Raw genomic sequence first — 19,054 nt, 5'->3', positions numbered from 1 at the left:
GGCCTTGGGGAGGGCGGCGGTCCGTTTCGCGGTGCCGGGCCGGACGGTGTCCTGGCCGCGGGTTCCGACGTCGATCAGCAGGAGGCGCAGGCCCGTTCCGGACAGGTCGAAGGTCGCCCGTGCCGGCTCGGCCGTCGCCGGTCCGGTGGTGCCGTCCTGGAGGTCCTGCAGGGCGCGGGTCGTGGCGTCGATCGTCTCGGCGCCGGTGAGCAGGCCCGTTTCCGCTGGTAGTTCGCGGTTGACCACAAGGTTGGTGCCAGGGGCGCTGCTTGTGGTCACGGCCGTCATGCAGTCGCGGGCCCAGTCGCCTGCGGTGGACGGCGTCACGACGCCATGGTCGTGGTGGTTCATCGAGAAGAGGGACGTGGTGCCGTCGTCCGAGCGGGCGGCGGCCACCGCGGCGCCCCATGGGAGCAGGACGTCCAGGCCGTCGAGGAGTGGCAGGGTTCCCAGGACGTAGCGGGTCGTCGCCGGTGGCGTGCCGTAAACCCGTTCAAAGAGGCGGGTCATCCACTGGAACTCCTCGTGGATCACGCGAGCTTCTCCAGCCGGTCGGCCGCCTCCGCGGCGCCCCCGGCGGCGGCGAAGGACTCCCGGACCCGTCCGGCGGCGGCGCGGTGCGGGCCGTCCGCGAGGACGGTGGCGAGGGCCGTCCGGAACTCGTCCGGGCGGACGCGGCTGAAACGGACGGAGACACCGGCGCCGGCGGCCTCCACCTGGCGGGCGATGACCGACTGGTCGTCGCGGATCGGGGCGACCACCAGCGGCACGCCCTGGGAGAGGGACTCGCAGACGGTGTTGTGGCCGCCGTGGCAGACGACGGCGGAGAGCCGTTCGAGCAGCTTCAGCTGCGGGACCTGCGCCCGGACGAGCACGTTCGGCGGCGGGTCGGCCACGACGCCCGGGGGCGCCACGAAGATCGCCTGGACGTCGAGGTCGCGGACGGCGTCGGCGGCGACCCTGAAGAACCGTTCGCCGGACGGGCCGTTCAGCGTGCCGAGGGAGACGAGCGCGGCGGGGCGGCCGTCCAGCCACTCCCACGGGAAGGCGCCGGGCGCGCAACGGCCGAGCGCGGGCCCGACGAAGGCGAAGTGGTCGGGGAAGAACGAGATGTCCCCGATCAGCGCGCCGGTCGAGAAGACGAGGACGAGGTGGTCGGAGAACCGCAGGTCGAGGAGGTCCTCGATGCCGTGGTCGAGCTGGAAGCCGGCCATCCGGTCGCGGATCCACGCCTCGACCTTCGGCATGTCGGCGAGCGGGCGGGTGAACTCGGAGGACGTCGTCGCCGACGTCGCCCAGGGGATCTCCCGGCGCCGGGCCGCGACCGGGGCGGCGAGGACGAGCTGGTCGGAGACGACGACGTCCGGGCGGAAACGGTCGATCGCCTTCTCGACGCCCGGCATCATCGCGTGGCCGAGCGGGACGACGAACTCCTCCCAGAGGAAGCGGAGGGCGGCGAGGCGCCGCAGGCCCAGCCAGTCGTTCCAGATGGCGGGCAGGCGCCTCCCGAAGTCGTCCTCCATGGCGCTGAAGACGCGGGAGCCGGAGCGCAGCAGCGGCTCGATGGACGGGCGGTGGCCCGTCCAGGCGACCGTGTGGCCGCGGCGGCCGAGTTCGGCCGCGACGGCGGCGGCGGGGTTGATGTGCCCGGCGAGCGGCGGGACGGCGAACAGGAACCGCCGTTCCGGTGTTGTCGCGCGCCGGATGCCGGGGTCGTCGAGCAGGGATGGAACGGCCAGGCGGCGTGCCTTCATCGGGCGGCTCCGGCGGCGGGCACCCGCGTGCCGGCGTGGTGGGCGAGCCAGGGCAACAGGACCTCCAGGATCTCGGCCGTTCCGGCGGGGAGGACGAAGTGGGTGTGACCGGCCATCGTGTGCAGCGCGCAGTCCGGGACGTGGCGGAGGATCAGCCGACCGGCGTCCGCGACGTCCGAGTGCTGGCCGTAGACCGCGAGAACGGGGCAGGACAGGGTGGTGAGCTGCGCGGGACGGACGGGGTCCATGGCGGCGAGGTCGTCCAGGAGCGTCGTGCGGTTGAGCAGCGCGTCGGCGGTCGCGGCCACCCGGCTCATGCGGCGCTCGCCGAAGGCGAGGAGCTGGTCGGCGATCCGCTCGTGTTCGAGCTTGAGCGCCGACTGCGCCAGCCGGTTGAGGAAGTCCTCGTTCCAGCCGGGCCCGTCGCCGGGGCCGTGCGCGTCGATGAGGACGAGCCCGGCCACGCGGCCGGGGTGCGCGAGGGCGGCGTTCAGCGCGACGGCGCCGCCGAAGCTGTAGCCGACGAGGTGGACGCGGTAATGGCCCAAGGCGTCGAGGACGGCGAACAGGTCCGCGACCGCGTCGCTCACGCCGTATCCGGTGGGCGTGCGCTCGGTGAGGCCGTGCCCGCGCAGGTCGTACAGGACGCACCGTGCTCCGACCTCGGCGACCGGTGAGGCCAGCGTGTAGTAGAAGCTGGACAGGTTGTCGATGGCGAGGCCGTGGACGAACACCACGACGGGCGGGCCCGTCCCGCATTCCTGGACGTGGAACCGGAGGCCGCGCGCGGTCACCTCAGGCATGCGCCCGCTCCTGGGCGGCGATGTGGTCCACGACGTCGCCGACGGTCAGGTTCACGAGCTGGTCGAGGTCCAGGCCCGCGATGAACCCGGGGAAGTCGGCGCGGTCGCCGTAGTGCGCGCGGAGCCGGTCGACCAGCGCGACGAACTCGATGCTCTCCAGGCCGAGGTCGTCGCCGAACGTGGTCCCGGGGCCGATTTCCACGTCGAGGAGGAAGTCCTCCCCCACCACGTCGATCAGCATCCGGACGACCTCGGACCTGATGTCGTTCATGCGCGGGATGTCGCTCATGCGTGGGCTTCCTCCATGTCCGCTCCGCCTGCCGCGACCGTCCAGGCCACGACGTGTCCTTCGATTTCGCGTGTCTCCACGGTGGTGACCGTGCCGTCCGCGGCGATGAGGAGCCGTTCGGCGTCGGCGACGGTCACGACCAGATCCGGCCGTTCCCCCGGTTCGGCCCGCTCCGCTCGTGCGGCTCGTTCCGTCGGACGTCCGGATCCGGTGTTCATCGACCGCAGCACCGCCTCCTTGGCCGCGAGGACCCGTCCGTCCCTCTCGTTCTCGGCGAGACCGATGCCGGCCGGTTCCCTGCCTGCTCTGACCAGGGCCACGCCCAGTTCGGTGTTGGAGGCGATGGAGATGGTGAGGGGTTCGTCGAAAGGTCCCGTCACCGCGGGCCCGTCGTGGACGGTGAGTTCCGCGGGGAAGAGGGGGCCGTGGCCGTTCCGCCAGAGGTGGTCCCGGACGGCGTCTTTCGCCGCGATACGTCCGAGCAGCCAGGGCCCCTGCGCGAACGGCGGGAGGGCTTCGTACTCGGCGCGTTCTCTGGCGCACAGGTACTGGCGCATGAGGAGATCGCGCGAGGCCGTGCCGTCCCAGCGTTTGCGGGCCAGGCACCAGCCGCCCGGCTGCGGTTCGCCCGTTCCCGACACCTCGGCGGTGAACTTCATCCGCCAGAGGGCTTCGTCTGTGTAGAAGCGGTGCGTCGTCCAGCCGTCGATGCGCGCCCACACCGTTCCGTTCTCGCGGACCAGTTCGGCCGAGCAGCGCATGGTCGTGTCGGTCAGGGACTGGTTCCAGATGGTCGTCCCCAGGTGTTCGCCTTCGGGCGGCAGCGGTCCGTACAAAGCGACCCGTTCGATCCCTACCGGGAACACCATCTGGTTGGTGTCGCCGTAGACCTGGATCCAGTGGCCGCACAGCTGGCCCGCACTGTCCAGGAGTGCGCCTGGCGTAGGCATGGAGGTCAGGACGGCGCGCACACCGTCCTCTGCGAGGGCCGTGATTTCGGTGATGCCGCGGAACAGGGGGCCGTGGAACATCCAGCGTTCCTCGTACAGCCGGTCCGCGGTGACTATGGGCGGGCCTTCGATGGTCAGCGGTGTGGCGTCCGGCGCAGGTTGCGACGGGTAGCGGTCGGCCAGCAGGACGGTCCCGTCCGCGTGGCCCTGGACGATGACCTTCACCTTGCGCAAACGGTCGCGCTCCTCGATGAGGTAGGCGCGGATCTCGGCGGTGGTGGGCGGGGCGGCCACGATCCAGCGGACGGCGCGGACGTTCTCGAACCCGATGACCACCGTGCCGGGCAGGAGTTCCCGTGCCGTGTCGGCGAGGACCTCGAGCAGCGTCGCCAGCGGGACGATCGGGAACCGGTCCGACATGTCCGGCCAGCCCTGGGCCTGCGGGAACACGCAGTGGTCGCCCAGGTACGGCATCGCGCCGAGCGAGAAGACACGCGAAACGACGAGTTCGGCCGCCACCGGCGAGGCGTCGCCGTCACGGCGGCCGTCGCCGGGCGGCGCGCCCCCGGCCCGGCCCTCCCCGGCCCGCCAGTCCTCGCGCTCCGCTTCGCCTTCGCCGGGGGGCGGGATCTTGGGCCGCGGGGTTCGCGGTTGCTCGCTCCGCGACGGGTCGGGTGGCTCGTCCTGGGCAGGCGCGTCCTCGATCGGGGCGGACGGCGGCCTGGCGCCGAGGGCGTCCACGACGGTCTGCGCCCCGGTCGCCGCGTCGTTGAGCAGCGCCTCCAGCTCGGCCAGGACGGGGTCGTCGGCGGGAAGCGACGGGACCCCGGACGCGAGCCGGATGGGCGGGACGGCGCCGTCCAGCCTGACCAGCGGCGTGCCGAGGTCGAGCGGCACGCCGGTGGCGGGCGGGGGCGGCGGGGACGCGCCGTACCCTTCGGCCCACAGCGCGGCGGCGACGCGGCGGAGCTGGGCCATGCCGTCCCGCTTCGGGGTGTTGACGGCCATGGCGAGGTGCTCGCGGCCCCCCAGCGCGTCGGCGACGAATCCCGTGAGGCTTCCCGGCCCGACCTGCACGAACACCCGGACGTGGGCCGCGGTGTAGAGCTCCTCGATCAGGTCGCTGAACCGGACGGGTTCGAGCAGGTGCCGGACGACGAGATCGCGCACGCCGTCAGGGGTCCGCGGGTACGGCGCGACCGTCGTGGCCGACCACAGCGGCACGTGGGAATCGTGGATCGGCAGGGCCTCGAAGAGGTGGTGCACCTGTTTCTCGTAGGCCCGCGCCAGCGGCGTGTGGAAGCCGGACCTGAACGGCAGCTCCTGCCCGAGGACGCCTTCCGACGCCAGCCGCCCCAGGATCTCGCGGACCTCGTCCGCCGGGCCGCAGATCACCGACTGGTGCGGGCAGTTGTCGTGGCTGACGAAGACACCGGTGCGTCCGGCGACGGCGTCCCGGGCCTGGGCGGCGCCGCAGCCGAGCGCCCCGTACACGGCGTCGGGGGCGTCCAGCCCCTCGCCGTCGAGGGTCCGGATGAACTCCTCGACCGCGCCGGCGTCGTACCTGCCGGTGGCGATCATCGCCGTCCATTCGCCGAGGCTGTGGCCCGCCGCGACGTCGGGTTCGATGCCGAGTTCGGCGAGCGCGGAGGCCAGCAGGCGGCCCACGCCGATGACGTCGGCGGCATGGCCGAGCAGGTCCGAGCGGCCGGTGAGAGCGGGTTTCGGAAACCCGAAGTGGTCGGCGACGTCGTCGACGCGGGGGGCGAAGGCGGGCTCGAAGCCGGGGAACAGGAAGGCCAGCCGTCCGCCTTCGGCGAGGAGCGGACGAGGCGAGAACCATACATCGCTGCGGCCTCGCCATGGCGTTCCCCGCTGCACGACCGCTCGTGCCAGGTCGAGCCTGCGCGGCGTGGGGGCGACCATCGCGAGGCGGCACGGGAGGTCGGGGGCGTCCTCGTCCGGCGCCCGCGCCAGAAGCTTCTCGTCGGGCTCGGCCAGGGCGGCGGCCAGGTCTTCGGGCGTGTGAGCGGCCAGCCTGAGGACGCGTTCGTCCGACCGCGGCGTGTCGAGCCTGCGCCGCCGCGCCCGCCGGACGCCGCTCGACGGCGGCTCCTCCAGGATCACGTGCGCGTTCGCGCCGCCGAACCCGAACGCGTTGACAACGGCCCGCCGCGGGCGGTCGTGACGCTCCCACTCGGCGGCCTCCCGGACGAGCCGGAGCCTGCCGTCCTCCAGGGCGGGGTGCGGGTCGTCCACGTGCAGCGTCGGCGGCAGGACGCCGTCGCGCAGCGCGCACGCGGCCTTGATCAGCCCGGCGATCCCGGCGGCGGGCATCGCGTGCCCGATCATTGACTTGACCGTGCCGAGGCCGATCGGCGGGCCGCCGGTCCCGAAGACCCGGCGGAGCGTCGCCAGCTCCGCCTCGTCGCCCGCCGGGGTCGCCGTGCCGTGCGCCTCGACGAGCCCGACCGCGCCGGGCTCCGCCGGGTCGAGGCCCGCGTCCCGCCAGGCCCGCTCGACCGCGAGGACCTGCCCGTCCACGAGCGGGCTCATGATGCTCGACGCGCGGCCGTCGCTGGACGACCCGGCGCCGAGGATGACCGCGTGGATCCGGTCGCCGGCCCGTTCGGCGTCCGGCAGCCGCTTGAGCAGGACGACCCCGGTGCCCTCGGCCAGGAGCGTCCCGTCCGCGGCCCGGTCGAACGGCCGGATCGTCCCGGTCGGGCTCAGCGCCCGCAACTGGCTGAAGACGCTCCAGACGGTGGCGTGGTGGGCGTGGTGGACGGCCCCGGCGAGCATCGCGTCCGCCTGCCCGCTCCGCAGCGCCCGCACGGCGTGCTCCACCGCCAGCAGCGAGGACGCGCAGGCCGCGTCCAGCGTGTAGGCGGGGCCGCACAGGTCGAACCGGTTGGCGATGCGGGACGCGGCGAAGCTCGGGACGAGCCCGGCGGAGGCGTCGGGACCGTCCGGGCCGAGCCGCTCGCAGAACGCCCGGCGGATCTCGTCCAGCCGCTGTTTCCCGAGTTCCGGGACCAGTTCGGCGAGGACCGCCGCGACCTGGTGGGACGTCCGGACCCGCTGGTCGAAACGCGCGACGCCCGGCGTGATGTAGCCGCCGCGCCCGATGACCACGCCGATCCTCGACCGGTCGGGGAGCCGCTCGGCGCCGCCCGCGTCCGCGATCGCGTCGCCCGCCGCCCGCAGCGCGAGGAGCTGGTCGGGCTCCATCCCGGACACCGCCGCCGGCATGATCCCGAACCGCACCGGGTCGAACGTGGCCAGCTCGTCGACGAACCCGCCGCGCTTGCAGTAGAACCGGTCGCTCTCCGGCGGCCGCGCGTACGCGCCGGCGTCGTAGTAGAGCGCGGGGTCCCAGCGTCCGGACGGCACCTCGCTGATCGCGTCGACCCCGGCCAGGACGTTGCGCCACAGCTCGGCCGCCGATCCCGCGCCGGGGAACACCGCCCCGGCGCCGACGATCGCGATCGGCTCCCGGGCGGGGCTCACCGGACGACCCCGGTGAGCACGACCTGCGTCTCGTCGCCGTGCGCGATCTCGCGCAGCAGGGCCGCCGCGCCCGCGTCCGGCTCGATCAGCCCGACGCCGCGCCGCGCGTACTCCCGGGCCAGTTCCGGCGTCACCATCCCGCCGCCCGCCCACGGCCCCCAGTCGGCGACGAGCACCCGGCCGCGCAGCCGCGTCCGCCACACGCCGGCCAGCGCGTCGCACGCGTCGTTCGCCGCGGCGTAGTCGGCCTGGCCGCGGTTGCCGTAGACGCCCGCGACGCTGCCGAAGACGACGAAGAACCCGATGTCGGGCTGGACCGCCTGAGCGAGGGCGGACGCGCCGTCCACCTTCGTCCGGTACACCCTGGCGAACGACTCGGGGGTCTTGTCGCGGATCAGGCGGTCCTCGACGATCCCGGCGCCGTGGACGACGCCGTCGAGGCGTCCGTGCCATGCGTAGACGCTTTCGACCACGTCCCGCACGGCGTCCGGGTCGCGCACGTCCCCCGAGTGGTAGCGGACGGACGCCGCGTGCCCCCGCAGCGCCTCCAGGTTCTGATGGATCTCCCGTTCCGCCAGGATCGTCCGGACCGCCGCCTCGATCTCCGCCGGTCGCAGCCCTCCCCGCGCCACGAGCGCGCGGCGGAGCCCGGCCTCGTCCGGCGCGTCCGGGGACGCGGGCGCGCCGTCCGGCTCCGGGGCGCGTCCCATGATCTCCAGGTGGCAGCCGCTCGTCCGGGCCAGTTCCAGGGCGACCCTGGCGGTGATCCCCCGAGCGCCGCCGGTGAGGAGCACGACGCCGTCCGGGCCGACGGGGGCCTGCGGGTCGCCGTCCAGCTCCGCCGGGACGACGGTCAGGCCGCGCCGCAGGTCGCCCTCGTGGCCGACGACGACCGGCTCGTCGGCGTTCAGCAGTTCCGCCAGGATGCGCTGCGCGATCACTCTGGGCGTGTCCCGGGTGTCGACGTCCAGTGCGCGGACGAGCACCTCGGGGTGTTCCTGGGCGACCGTCCGCGCCAGGCCCCGGAGGCCCGCGCCCGGCGCCGGGTCTCCGACGCCGCCGCCGTCGAACCGCCGTCCGAACGTCCCACCGGCTCCCCCGGCGAGGACGAGCCAGCGGAGCCCGCCCGCCAGCGCCTGCCGGACGCCCTCGTACGCCCCGGGCAGCACGCCCGTCGCGCCCGGCCGCAGGGCCGCCAGATGGATCAGCCCGTCACAGGCGTCGTCGTCGACCGTGCGCGGGGTCCGTGCCTGCGCTCCCAGCCGTTCGAGCATGTCCGCGAGTTCCAGCGCGATGCCGCATCCGTCGTCCACGAGCTGGAAGCGGCGTCCGGCGAACACCGTCCCCGACTCGGGCGGGACCGGCAGCGCGTCCAGTTCCACGACCCGCAGGACCTGCCGCACGATCTGGCCGTCCTGCGGAGCGTCAGCGCCGATCTGGTGGGGCGTCCCGTTCCCGCTGCGCGGCCACACCTGCTGGTCTGCCGACGCCGGGGGGAGCGCGCTCGCGGCGAACGCGCCCGTGCCCTCTCGGAGCGGCGCCCCGTCCTGCACTCCCACTTGTGCCGGAATGGCCTGGGGCGGGACGACGGGCTGCGGCGCGTCGCCGTCGATACGGGCGCGGACGGAGGCGACGAGGTCACCGATGGTGGTGACGTCCCCGAGCCGCTCGGGGGCGGCGAGGCCGAGACGGTCGGCGAGGTCGCCGAAGATGACCGTGCGTTTGATGGAGTCGATGGAGAGGTCGGCCTCCAGGCTGAGGGCCGCGTCCAGCATCGTCTCGGGGTAGCCGGTCCGGGCGCTGATCACCGCGACGACGGTGGCGTGCACATCGCGAGGCGCCTCCTCCGGGACGGTCTCACCAGGCTGGACGGGACGAGGCGCGGGCACAGGACCAGCGGGCCTGGGAGCGGCGGGCACAGGAGCCTCGGGCGCGGGCGGCGCCGTCGCCCCCAGATGCCGGAGGATCACCTCGCGCTGCGCGGCGATCATCTCGCGCCCGGCCCGCAGGTACTCCAGGACGGCGTCCTGCGACCCGCGCGGGCCGAGGCCGGGTACGCGCTCGGCCGGACGGAGCGCGCCCGCCGGGTAGCCGCCGTCGGCGGTGCGGACGAGATGCCCGTTGACGACCCAGCCGGGCACGTCCGGGGCGGCGGACAGCCGGCGGGCGTCGCGTCCGGCGAAAAGGGGCAGCGGGTCGACGGGGACGCCCGCGGCGGCGAGTTCGGCGAGGGCGTGCAGGAGGCGGACGAGGCCGTTCTCGCCGGGCGCGTCGCAGCTCACGGCGGTGTGCGGGCGGTCGCCGAGGATGGCGCCGACGAGGCCGGTGAGGACGCGTCCTGGACCCGCCTCGACAAAGGTGCGGGCGCCCGCGTCGTACATCGCCTCGATCTGCTCGACGAACCGGACCGGCGCGGCGATCTGCCCGGCGAGGGTGGCGGCGAGCTCGGCGGGGTCGGCGTCGTAGGGCGCGGCGGTGGCGTTGGCCCAGACGGGGAAGGCGGGCGAGCGCAGATCGCGGCGGAGGAGGGCGGCGCGCAGGTCGGCGGACGCGGCGGCGACGAGCGGGCTGTGGAACGCGCACGCCACCGGGACGCGCTGGGCGGCGAGGCCCGCGGCGGACAGGACGGGCATGGCGCGTTCCAGCCCCGCGGACGTCCCGGAGATCACGACCTGGCGGGGCGCGTTGTGGTTGGCGATGACGATCTCCGAGAGGCCCGCCAGCGCCTCGCGGACGTCGCGGAGCGACCCGCTGACCGCGGCCATCGCGCCCGGGTCGTCCCCGGCGGCGGACAGGATCGCCTCGGCGCGGGCGGCGCTCAGCTCGACCATGCCCGCGTCGTCGACGACCCCGGCGGCGCACAGCGCGACGAGCTCGCCGTAGCTGTGCCCGGCGGCGAGGTCGGGGTGGACGCCGAGCGCGGTGAGGAGGCGGTGCACGGCCAGCCCGGCGATGCCGAGGGCGGGCTGCGCGACCCGGGTGTCGGTGATCTCGGCCTGGTGGCGGCGGGTCCCGGCGCGGCTGAACGCGGCGGGCGGGAACATCGCCGGGGCGTACCGCCCGCCCGCCAGGCGCAGGAGGCGCTGGAGGCGCGGGAACGCGACGAACAGGTCGGCGAGCATGTTCGGCCGCTGGCTGCCCTGCCCGGGGAACAGGAACGCGACCTGCCCCGGCCCTCGGTCGCCGGACGGCAGGAAGACACCGGGCGCCGGGCGGAACTCCGCGGCGAGGTCGAGTTTCCGCCGCAGATCGTCCAGGCCGGTGGCGGCGAAGGCGACCTGGACGGGGCCTTCGAGCGCGGCGGCCGTCCGGGCGAGGTCGCGGAGCCGGGGCTCGCCCCGTCCCTGGAGCAGGGCCGAGAGGCGGTCGATCCCGGCGCGGGCGGCGTCGCGGTCGTCCCCCCGGATCAGGAACAGCTCGGCGGGCCACTCCGCCAGCCCCGACACCGGTTCCGGCGCGCCGTCGTACCCGGACAGGACGGCGTGGAAGTTCGCGCCGCCGAACCCGAACCCGCTCACCCCGGCGTACCGGTCGGCGGGACGGGCCGCCCAGGGGCGCGCGGTGCCGCTGAAGGCGAACGGCCCGTCGGGCGCCCACTCGGCGTTGGGACGGGCGAGGTGCAGCGTCCCCGGCAGCACGCCCGTGTGCAGCGCGTACGCGGTCTTGATGAGCCCGGCGAGCCCGGCCGCGCACTTGGTGTGCCCGATCTGCGACTTGACCGACCCGAGCGTGACCCCGCCCGGCGCGGCATCGGCGAACGCGGCGCGCAGCGTCGCGAGCTCCGTGCGGTCGCCGACCTCGGTGCCGGTGCCGTGCGCCTCGACGAGCCCGACGGACGCGGGCGCGACGCCCGCGCGCTCGTAGGCGCGGTCGAGCGCGCGGCGCTGCCCCTCGGCGCGGGGCGCGGTGAGGCCGAGGGAGCGCCCGTCGCTGGACCCGGCGACCGCCTTGACGACGGCGTAGATCCGGTCGCCGTCGCGTTCGGCGTCCGCGAGGCGCTTCAGGACGACGCACGCGACGCCCTCGCCGAGCGCGATGCCGTCCGCGGACGCGTCGAACGCGGCGCACCGCCCGGCCGGCGACAGCGCGCCGACCGACGCGAACAGCAGGTAGTCCTGGATGCCGTTGTGCAGGTCGGCGCCGCCGCACAGCACCATGTCGCTGGAGCCCGCGAGGAGGTCCTTGCAGGCGGCGTCGAGCGCGGCGAGGGACGCGGCGCAGGCGGCGTCGACGGTGTAGTTGGCGCCGCCGAGGTCGAGGCGGTTGGCGATCCGCCCGGCGATGACGTTGGTGAGGACGCCGGGGAACGAGTCCTCCGTGGGGCGCGGGAGCTGCTCGTCCAGCCCTGCCGGGACCTCGCCGAAGTAGGAGGGGAGCGCGGCGCGCATGCCGTAGGCCGCGCCGAGGTCGTTGCCGCCGTCCGCGCCGAAGAACACCGAGGTGCGGTCGCGGTCGAACGGCCGGTCGGCGTATCCGGCGTCCTTCAGCGCGCGGGACGCGACCTCCAGGGACAGGAGCTGGATCGGGTCGATGCTGCCGAGCGCGTTGGGCGGGATGCCGTACGCCAGGGCGTCGAACGGGACGTCCGGCAGGAACCCGCCCCATTTGGACGGCGTCTTCCCCTCCCCGGACGGGTCGTAGTAGATCTCCGGGTCCCATCGCGTGACCTCGGTGACCGAGTCGGCGCCGCCGACGATGTTCGCCCAGTAGGCGTCGGTGTCGCGGGCGCCCGGAAAGACGCACCCGATCCCGATGATCGCGACGTCGGCGGGCCGCGCCTTGCTCTCGGCCGGGACGGGACGCGCCGCGGCGATCCCGAGTTCGTCGGCGCGGGCGGCCAGGAACGCCGTCGCCCCGGAGGTGACCTGCTCGTGCAGCGCGGCGACAGTGGTCGTGGCCGACCGCAGCGCCGCCACCTGGCCGAGCATGTACATGCCCTCGGCCCGCTGCACCTCGGGCTCCACGGGCACGGAACGGCGCAGGCCCTTGCTGGCGACCCGCAGCCGCCCGAGGTTCAGCTTTTCGAGTCGGCGCCACACCTCCTGCCGCGGCGTCCCGGCCTGCTCCAGCTCGCGGCGCGTGTCGGCGAACACGTCGACGTAGGGCGTCCGGGCGCACCGGGTGGCGTGGCCCGGCGACGTCTCCAGCAGGGCCGTGCCGTCGCATCCGACCGCCGTGTCCTGGAAGCCCGGCAGGATCGCGCCCGCCGCCACCGCCTCGGACGTGAACAGGTACGCGGTCCCCATCAGCACGCGGACATCGGCGCCGCGCTCCGCCAGCGGCCCGGCCAGCGCCGCGACCATCGCCGCGGAGCGCTCGTCGTGAATCCCGCCCGCGAACATCACCGACAGCTCACCGGGGTCGCCGCCGAACGCCATCAACCGCTCGACCTGCGCCTCCCACAGCGGGAAGCTCGCCCGCGGCCCGACGTGCCCGCCGCACTCCCTACCCTCGAAGACGAACTTGCGGGCGCCCTCGTCGAGGAACCTGTCCAGCAGCTCCGGCGACGGGACGTGCAGGTAGGTGCTGATCCCGGCCGCCTCCAGCGGTTCGGCCTGCGCCGGAAGGCCCCCCGCGATCAGTGCGTACGGCGGCCCGGCCGCGCAGACCGCCGCGAGCTGCGCCGCCCGGACGTCCGGCGGCGCGAACCCGAGGATCCCGACGCCCCAGGGGCGTCCGCCGAGCCGGTCGGAGGTCTCGCGCAGCAGCGCCCGCACCCGGTCGCCGTCCATCAGGGCGAGGGCGAGGAACGGCAGGCCGCCGTCCTGCGCGACCGCGCCCGCGAACGCCGAACCATCGCTGACCTGCGTCATCGGCCCCTGCATCACGACGGGCTCCGGCCCCCTCGCCAGCGGCTCCACGCGGACGGCGGCGCGCAGATGCGACGCGATCTCGTCCCGGACAGCCTGCACCACACCCCCGGCGGTCTTGTGCCGCCCGGCGAGCGCCGCGGCCAGCGGGCCGTCCTGCCCCACGGGAAGCAGCCGCGACCGCAGCCCGGTCGCGCCGAGCCGCGCGTTGACCTGCGCCGGGTCCAGCCCGGCCAGATCGATCTCCGGCAGGTCGGGCCGCGTGTACACGCGATGCCCGTGGACGACCGTGGTCTCGCCGCCGTCCATCGCCGCCAGCGCGGCCGCGACGTCGGCGGGCAGGTCCATCTCCCGGACCAGCGCGAGCTGCACGTCCAGCACGACCCCGGCCGCGCCGCCCGCCACCGCCGCCGCGGCCGTGTGCGTCCCGATCCCGCCCGCCGAGTACACCGGCACGTCCACGGACGGGTCGGCCATCAGCCGCTGCAGCAAAACGAACGCGGTCAGCTCACCGACACGCCCGCCCGCCTCGGAACCCCTCGCGATGAGCCCGACGTCGCCGGTGAACCCGCGCGCGACGGGGATGACGGCGGCGGCCTCGGCGGCGTCCACGACCTCGACGAGCAGGCGGCGGCCCCGCGCGAACCCGGCGACGTCGAGCGAGTCGTCCGACCGCAGCGCGGGCGCGTCGACCAGGACGGTGCGGACCGCGTCCGGGATCTCGGCGGGCCTGATCCGGCACCCGGCCGGGACGCGGACGCCGAACGGGCCCGTCCACCAGCGGCGCACGTCCGCCAGCGCGGCGAGCCCCGGCGCGCGGTCGGCCCCGAGGTCGAGCACGCCGACCCCGCCTGCCCGTGCGACCGCCACCGCGAGATGGGGTACCGGGCGCCCGAACGGGGTGACCCCGATGACCTCGGCCCGGAGACCGTCGCCCTTGTCCGCCGCCATGCACTGCCCCCCGACGTCCCACTGCGGCTCGCAACAACGCTGCGCCACACTACGGAAGGCGAGCGTCCGATTACCCGGACGACACACCACAGAGCGAGCCGATGCCCCACAGCAAAGAACTTCGGACCCTCCCTTGACCCTGCGAAGACACAGCTCCGGCCCCGGCAGGCCGAACCTCATCCGCCAGCTACGGGCAGGCACGCGGAGCGAGCCCTGCGAGCGGAGCGGGCATGCCCGGCGCGCCGCGTCCCCGCAGCGCAGGGAGCGCCAGCGACCGGAGCGAGGAGACCCGTGCCGCGCAGCCGGGGGGCTCGGGGGGTCGCCCCCCGATAGATTGAGTGCGATGGCGACGCTCAATCCTGCGAGAGGACGGTTCCGGCCGCCGGTGCGGGGCCGGCGGTTCCGGTTCCCGGCACGGCGGCGGGAGGCGTCCGGCGGCCCGGACTCGGTACGCGCCGCCCTCGCGCCGCTGCTGGCCGCGCATCGCGCCGCGTACCCGGGCGCCGGCGAGGCGGAGCTGCTGCACGGGTACGAGGTCGCGGAGCGCCTGCATCGCGGGCAGCTCCGCAAGTCCGGCGCCCCGTACATCACGCACCCGCTGGCCGTCGCGCTGATCCTCGCCGGGATGGGCCTCGACACCACCACGCTCGTCGCCGCGCTGCTGCACGACACCGTCGAGGACACCCCGTACACGCTCGGGGAGCTGCGCGCCGAGTTCGGCGAGGAGGTCGCGGTCCTGGTGGACGGCGTGACGAAGCTGGACGGCGAGCGGTGGGGCGACCGCGCCGAGGCGGAGACGTTCCGGAAGATCGTGCTGGCCGCGGCGGCCGACCTGCGCGTCCTGGTGATCAAGCTGGCGGACCGGCTGCACAACCTGCGGACGCTGGGGTTCCAGCCGCCGCACAAGCGGGCCCGCATCGCGAAGGCGTCCCACGAGCTGCTGGTCCCGTTCGCGGAGCGGCTCGGCATCCACGTCCTCAAGCGGGAGATGGACGACCTGGCGTTCGCGGCCCGCCTCCCGGAGCAGCACGCCGCGACGCGGGAGGCGGTCCGGCAGGCGCTGCGGGAGGCCGACCGGGCGTTCGCGCCCGCGACGGCGCTGATCGGCGCGGCGCTGGCCGAGCACGGGGTGGCGGCCCGCGTCCGGATCAGGCCGTCCCACCTGTACGCGGTGCACCAGTCGTTCGGCGGCGACCTGGCCGGGCTGCGGCCCTGCGAGGCGGCGCGGCTTTTGCTGATGGTGGACGGCGCCGAACGCGACTGCTACATCGCGCTCGGCGCGGTGCACGCCGCGCTGCACCCGGTCGCCGGCCAGGTCCGCGACTTCATCGCGATGCCGAAGGACAACATGTACCGGTCGCTGCACACCCGGGTGATCAGCCCGGACGGCGACCCGTTCGAGGTGATCATCCGGACGGAGGCGATGCATCCGGTCGCCGAGCACGGCATCGTCGCGCACATCCGCGACGCGGGCGACGACGCGTCCACCGCGGTCGCCGGGCGCCGCGACCTGCTCTGGCTGAGCCGGCTGCTCGCCTGGCAGTCGGACGCGCCGTCCGCCGAGTTCCTCGACCGGCTCCGCACCGACCTCGCCGCGGGCAACGTCGCCGCGTTCACCACCGACGGCGACATCGTGGCGCTGCCCGCCGGGGCGACCGCCCTCGACTTCGCGTACGCGCTGAACCCGCGGACCGGCGACCGCTGCATCGGCGCCGTCGTGAACGGGCGGCTCGCCCCGATGTCGGTGCAGGTCCGCAGCGGCAACGTCGTGGAGATCCTCACCGACCCCGCCGGGGCCCCGTCCGAGGACTGGCTGGGCATCGCCGTGACCGTCACCGCCCGCGTCCACATCCAGCAGCGCCTGACCCTGCGGCGCGCCGAGGAGGCCGCCGACGCCGGACGGCGCCGCCTCGTCCGGGCGCTGGCCGGGCGAGACGTCGACCTGCTGACCGCCGAGGCGCACGGCGACTCCCTGTCGGTGGCCCGCGAGCTCGGCTATGCCGAGATCAACGAGATGTACGCGGCGCTGAGCGACGGCTCACTCGCCCTGGACGACCTGCTGGCCCGGTTCGTCCGCCCGTAGCCGCCGCTGGCTACGCTGGTGAGCGGGGTGATCAACGTGATCGGAGGGCGACGCGTACGCGGTCCTCGCCCGCGTCGCCGACGAGTCCCGCGCCGACGCCGTGATCGTCGGCGCGTCGGCGCAGGCCGGGCACCGCCTCATCGGGTCGGTCGCGGTGCGGCTGGTCCGCGCGGGCCGCTGGCCGGTGACGGTGGTGCCCTGAGCGCGGCGTTGGTCAGCCGCCGGGCCGCCGCCTGGACGGGCCGTCCTGCGGGAACGGCCGCGAGCCCGCCACCACGGCGGACAGCAGCACCACCACGGCCGTCCCGCCGACCAGGTTGATGCCGGCCGTCGCGAGCGCCGCGTCGAACGGGCCCTTCAGCGTCAGCGGCAGGATCGTCAGCAGCACGACCGCGATCGCGCCGATCCACGCGAACGCCCGCACGGGACGCGCCGCCGACGACACCAGCAGGTGCATCAGCGCGGTCGCCTGGATCGTGCCCGCCATCGCGCACAGCGCGTAGCTGGTCGCGGCGGGCGTCGCGGGGGTGTGCCCGCCCGCGAACACCGGGACCTCCACCCCGAACATCGTGCGCAGCCCGATCACCGCGGCGAACGCGAGGAGCCCCCCGCTCAGCGCGGCGGCGATCCCCGTCCACCACAGCGGCCGCAGCGACGGCCCCGACGCCTCGGCGATCTCCTCGTGCAGCGCGATGAAGTCCTCGTACCGTCGCGGCGGAGCCTCGACCGGGCGCCGCCGCGCCGTGGCGGGACACCGGAACGACCGTTCCCAGGGCCGTGGCGCCGGGCGGCCGGCGCGCCTGCCGTGCAGGCCGCCGGAGTACCGCCCGAATGACGAATCGGGCATGTCCCCTCCCCCGTGCGAAACGTAGAGGTGGTACCCGGCACCGAACGGGGGAACTCCCCCAAGCGCACCATTTTGCAGATGTTTGGCCGCGTTCCGCGGTAAAGCCGCCCGTGTCCCGGACGGCTCAGCGGCCCCGGACAAGGGAGAACCCCGGGGAGCGATGCTCCCCGGGGCCCCTCTCCCCCACGGCCGGACGGCGCGCCGGCCAGGTCCTAGCGGTCCCGTCCGGACGGCGCGGCGGCCAGGTCAGATCTGACCGGCCTTCTCCAGCGCCGCGCAGCAGGTGCCGGTGATCAGCCGGGTCACCACGTACGGGTCGACGTTGGCGTTCGGGCGCCGGTCCTCGATGTAGCCCTTCTTGTCGACCTCGACCTGCCACGGGATCCGCACGGACGCGCCGCGGTTCGACACGCCGTAGCTGAACTCGCTCCACGGGGCCGTCTCGTGCATGCCGGTCAGCCGCCGCTCGATGTCGGCGCCGTACCCGGCCACGTGCTCCTGCGCCTTCCCGGCGAGCGCCTCGCAGGCCGTGATGACCGCGTCGTAGCCCTCGCGCATGGCCTTGGTCGAGAAGTTCGTGTGCGCGCCGGCGCCGTTCCAGTCGCCCTCGACCGGCTTGGGGTCGAGGGTGGCGGAGACGTCGAAGTCCTCGGCGATGCGGTACAGCAGCCACCGGGCGACCCACATGTGGTCGCCGACCTCGATGGGGCCCGCCGGGCCGATCTGGAACTCCCACTGCCCGGGCATGACCTCGGCGTTGATGCCGGAGATCTTCAGGCCGGCGGCCAGGCAGGCGTCCATGTGCTTCTCGACGATGTCGCGTCCGAACACCTCGTCGGCGCCGACGCCGCAGTAGTAGAAGCCCTGCGGGGCGGGGTATCCGCGCTCGGGGAAGCCCAGGGGGCGGCCGTCCTTGAAGAACGTGTACTCCTGCTCGATCCCGTACCAGGAGTCCTGCGCCGCGTACTGCTCGGCGATCGGACGCAGCTTGGCCCGCGTGTTGGTCTCGTGGGGCGTTCCGTCCACGAGGAAGACCTCGCAGAGCACCATCTTGTTGTCGCCGCCGCGGATGGGGTCTGGACAGGAGAAGACGGGCTTGAGCACGCAGTCCGAGCGGTCGCCGGGGGCCTGGTTGGTGCTGGACCCGTCGAACCCCCAGTCCGGCAGATCGGCTCCGTCGGCGAGGATCCGCGTCTTCGACCGCAGCCGCGCGGTCGGCTCGGTGCCGTCGATCCAGATGTACTCGGCCTTGTAGCTCAACGTCGGTCCCTTCCAGGCGGTTTCGGCACATCACAACCTGCCAACCAGGCATTTCGGACCTGTTGCCCAATTGTGAACGCCATGTAAACCGCGACCGGGTCGTCCCGAACCCCGGCGTCCGCCATAATCGGCCGACATGTCGCAACAGCTCCGTGAGCACATTCGCGTCCTGCTCGCGCTCGGCGCGGACGACTTCGACACCATCGTCGGCCGCTGCGCCGAATACCTGGACGGCACCCCCGACGTTACCTCCCTCGCCAGCGAGATCGCCGCCGAGGAGTTCGCCGCTTACCTCGCCGACCAGCGCACCTGGCCCGACGTGACCGACTCCGACCGGCTCCTGCGCGCCTTCCGCGAGCTGGACACCTCCGGCATCGTGGCCCGCGCCGACTTCACCTGCTGCCAGAACTGCGGAATCTCCGAGGTCGGCGGCGAGGTGCCGAGCGGCGAGCAGCGGCGCGGGTACACGTTCTGCCACCGCCAGGACATGCAGGCCGCGGTCACCGGCGGCGGCCTCATGCTGGCCTACGGCGTCTTCACGGACGCCGCCGAGCCGTCCACGCAACCGGAGATCGGCGAGGACGTCGCCGAGGCCCTCCGCCGCCACGGCCTGACCGTGCACTGGGACGGCGACCCGTCCCGCCGCATCGAGGTCGACGTCACCTACCGGCGCCGCCGCTGATGTAGGCGGCTCCCGCCCCGGCCACGAAGACCGCGTTGAAACGCCGCCGGTGCGGCTCCCGGTTCAGTGACATCAGGGTGATGAAGACGAGCCCGATCAGGATCGGCGCCACAAC

Annotated in this window: 11 protein-coding genes and 1 pseudogene; 3 read left to right on the top strand and 9 right to left on the bottom strand. The window is 74.5% G+C overall.

What is annotated here, in order from left to right:
• The 6 genes from ETD83_RS27570 to ETD83_RS27545 all read right to left on the bottom strand — a co-directional run.
• Positions 1-510: hypothetical protein (locus tag ETD83_RS27570; protein ID WP_205717916.1), on the bottom strand; the 510-nt coding region annotated here is incomplete at its 3' end.
• Positions 511-530: 20 nt separating this feature from the next.
• Positions 531-1,754: a glycosyltransferase gene (locus tag ETD83_RS27565; protein WP_138648126.1), complete on the bottom strand. Its 1,224-nt coding sequence runs from the start codon at positions 1,752-1,754 to the stop codon at positions 531-533.
• The gene (locus tag ETD83_RS27560; RefSeq protein ID WP_138648125.1) at positions 1,751-2,557 is read right to left on the bottom strand and encodes an alpha/beta fold hydrolase; all 807 of its coding nucleotides are present in this window, start codon (positions 2,555-2,557) and stop codon (positions 1,751-1,753) included. Before ETD83_RS27560 ends, ETD83_RS27565 begins: the two co-directional genes overlap by 4 nt.
• Positions 2,550-2,846, bottom strand: a complete 297-nt coding sequence (locus ETD83_RS27555; protein ID WP_138648124.1) for an acyl carrier protein — start codon at positions 2,844-2,846, stop codon at positions 2,550-2,552. Before ETD83_RS27555 ends, ETD83_RS27560 begins: the two co-directional genes overlap by 8 nt.
• A complete protein-coding gene (locus ETD83_RS27550) occupies positions 2,843-7,306 on the bottom strand; it encodes a beta-ketoacyl synthase N-terminal-like domain-containing protein (RefSeq protein ID WP_138648123.1) in 4,464 nt (1,487 codons plus the stop codon). The genes ETD83_RS27555 and ETD83_RS27550 overlap by 4 nt, the downstream gene beginning before the upstream one ends.
• Positions 7,303-14,067 carry a type I polyketide synthase gene (locus tag ETD83_RS27545; RefSeq protein ID WP_138648122.1) on the bottom strand — a complete coding sequence of 2,255 codons (6,765 nt, stop codon included), beginning with the start codon at positions 14,065-14,067 and terminating at the stop codon, positions 7,303-7,305. The genes ETD83_RS27550 and ETD83_RS27545 overlap by 4 nt, the downstream gene beginning before the upstream one ends.
• 343 nt (positions 14,068-14,410) lie before the next feature.
• Between ETD83_RS27545 and ETD83_RS27540 the strand changes: the two genes are divergently transcribed.
• Both ETD83_RS27540 and ETD83_RS27535 read left to right on the top strand, forming a co-directional pair.
• Positions 14,411-16,150, top strand: coding sequence for a RelA/SpoT family protein (locus ETD83_RS27540; RefSeq protein WP_138648121.1), 1,740 nt, complete (start codon positions 14,411-14,413; stop codon positions 16,148-16,150).
• A gap of 55 nt (positions 16,151-16,205) precedes the next feature.
• Positions 16,206-16,352 (top strand): annotated as a pseudogene (locus tag ETD83_RS27535) (universal stress protein); the annotation flags it as partial.
• A gap of 12 nt (positions 16,353-16,364) precedes the next feature.
• Here ETD83_RS27535 and ETD83_RS27530 read toward each other — a convergent pair.
• On the bottom strand, positions 16,365-16,997 hold the full coding sequence (locus ETD83_RS27530; protein ID WP_138648120.1) for a hypothetical protein: 633 nt from the start codon (positions 16,995-16,997) through the stop codon (positions 16,365-16,367).
• A gap of 246 nt (positions 16,998-17,243) precedes the next feature.
• Complete coding sequence (gene glnII / locus ETD83_RS27525) at positions 17,244-18,257, bottom strand: glutamine synthetase (RefSeq protein ID WP_138648119.1); 1,014 nt, start codon at positions 18,255-18,257, stop codon at positions 17,244-17,246.
• 136 nt (positions 18,258-18,393) lie between these two features.
• On the opposite strand from glnII, the gene ETD83_RS27520 reads away from it, so the two are divergent.
• Positions 18,394-18,939 carry a DUF6891 domain-containing protein gene (locus ETD83_RS27520; protein WP_138648118.1) on the top strand — a complete coding sequence of 182 codons (546 nt, stop codon included), beginning with the start codon at positions 18,394-18,396 and terminating at the stop codon, positions 18,937-18,939.
• Here the strand turns inward: ETD83_RS27520 and ETD83_RS44885 are convergent.
• Positions 18,917-19,012 carry a DUF6010 family protein gene (locus ETD83_RS44885; protein WP_230421225.1) on the bottom strand — a complete coding sequence of 32 codons (96 nt, stop codon included), beginning with the start codon at positions 19,010-19,012 and terminating at the stop codon, positions 18,917-18,919. The genes ETD83_RS27520 and ETD83_RS44885 overlap by 23 nt on opposite strands.
• Positions 19,013-19,054 lie beyond the last annotated feature (42 nt).

Origin of the sequence: Actinomadura soli, from assembly GCF_005889715.1 — a bacterium.
Taxonomy (GTDB): Bacteria; Actinomycetota; Actinomycetes; order Streptosporangiales; family Streptosporangiaceae; genus Spirillospora; species Spirillospora soli.
This window is presented reverse-complemented; position numbering and strand designations above follow the sequence as displayed.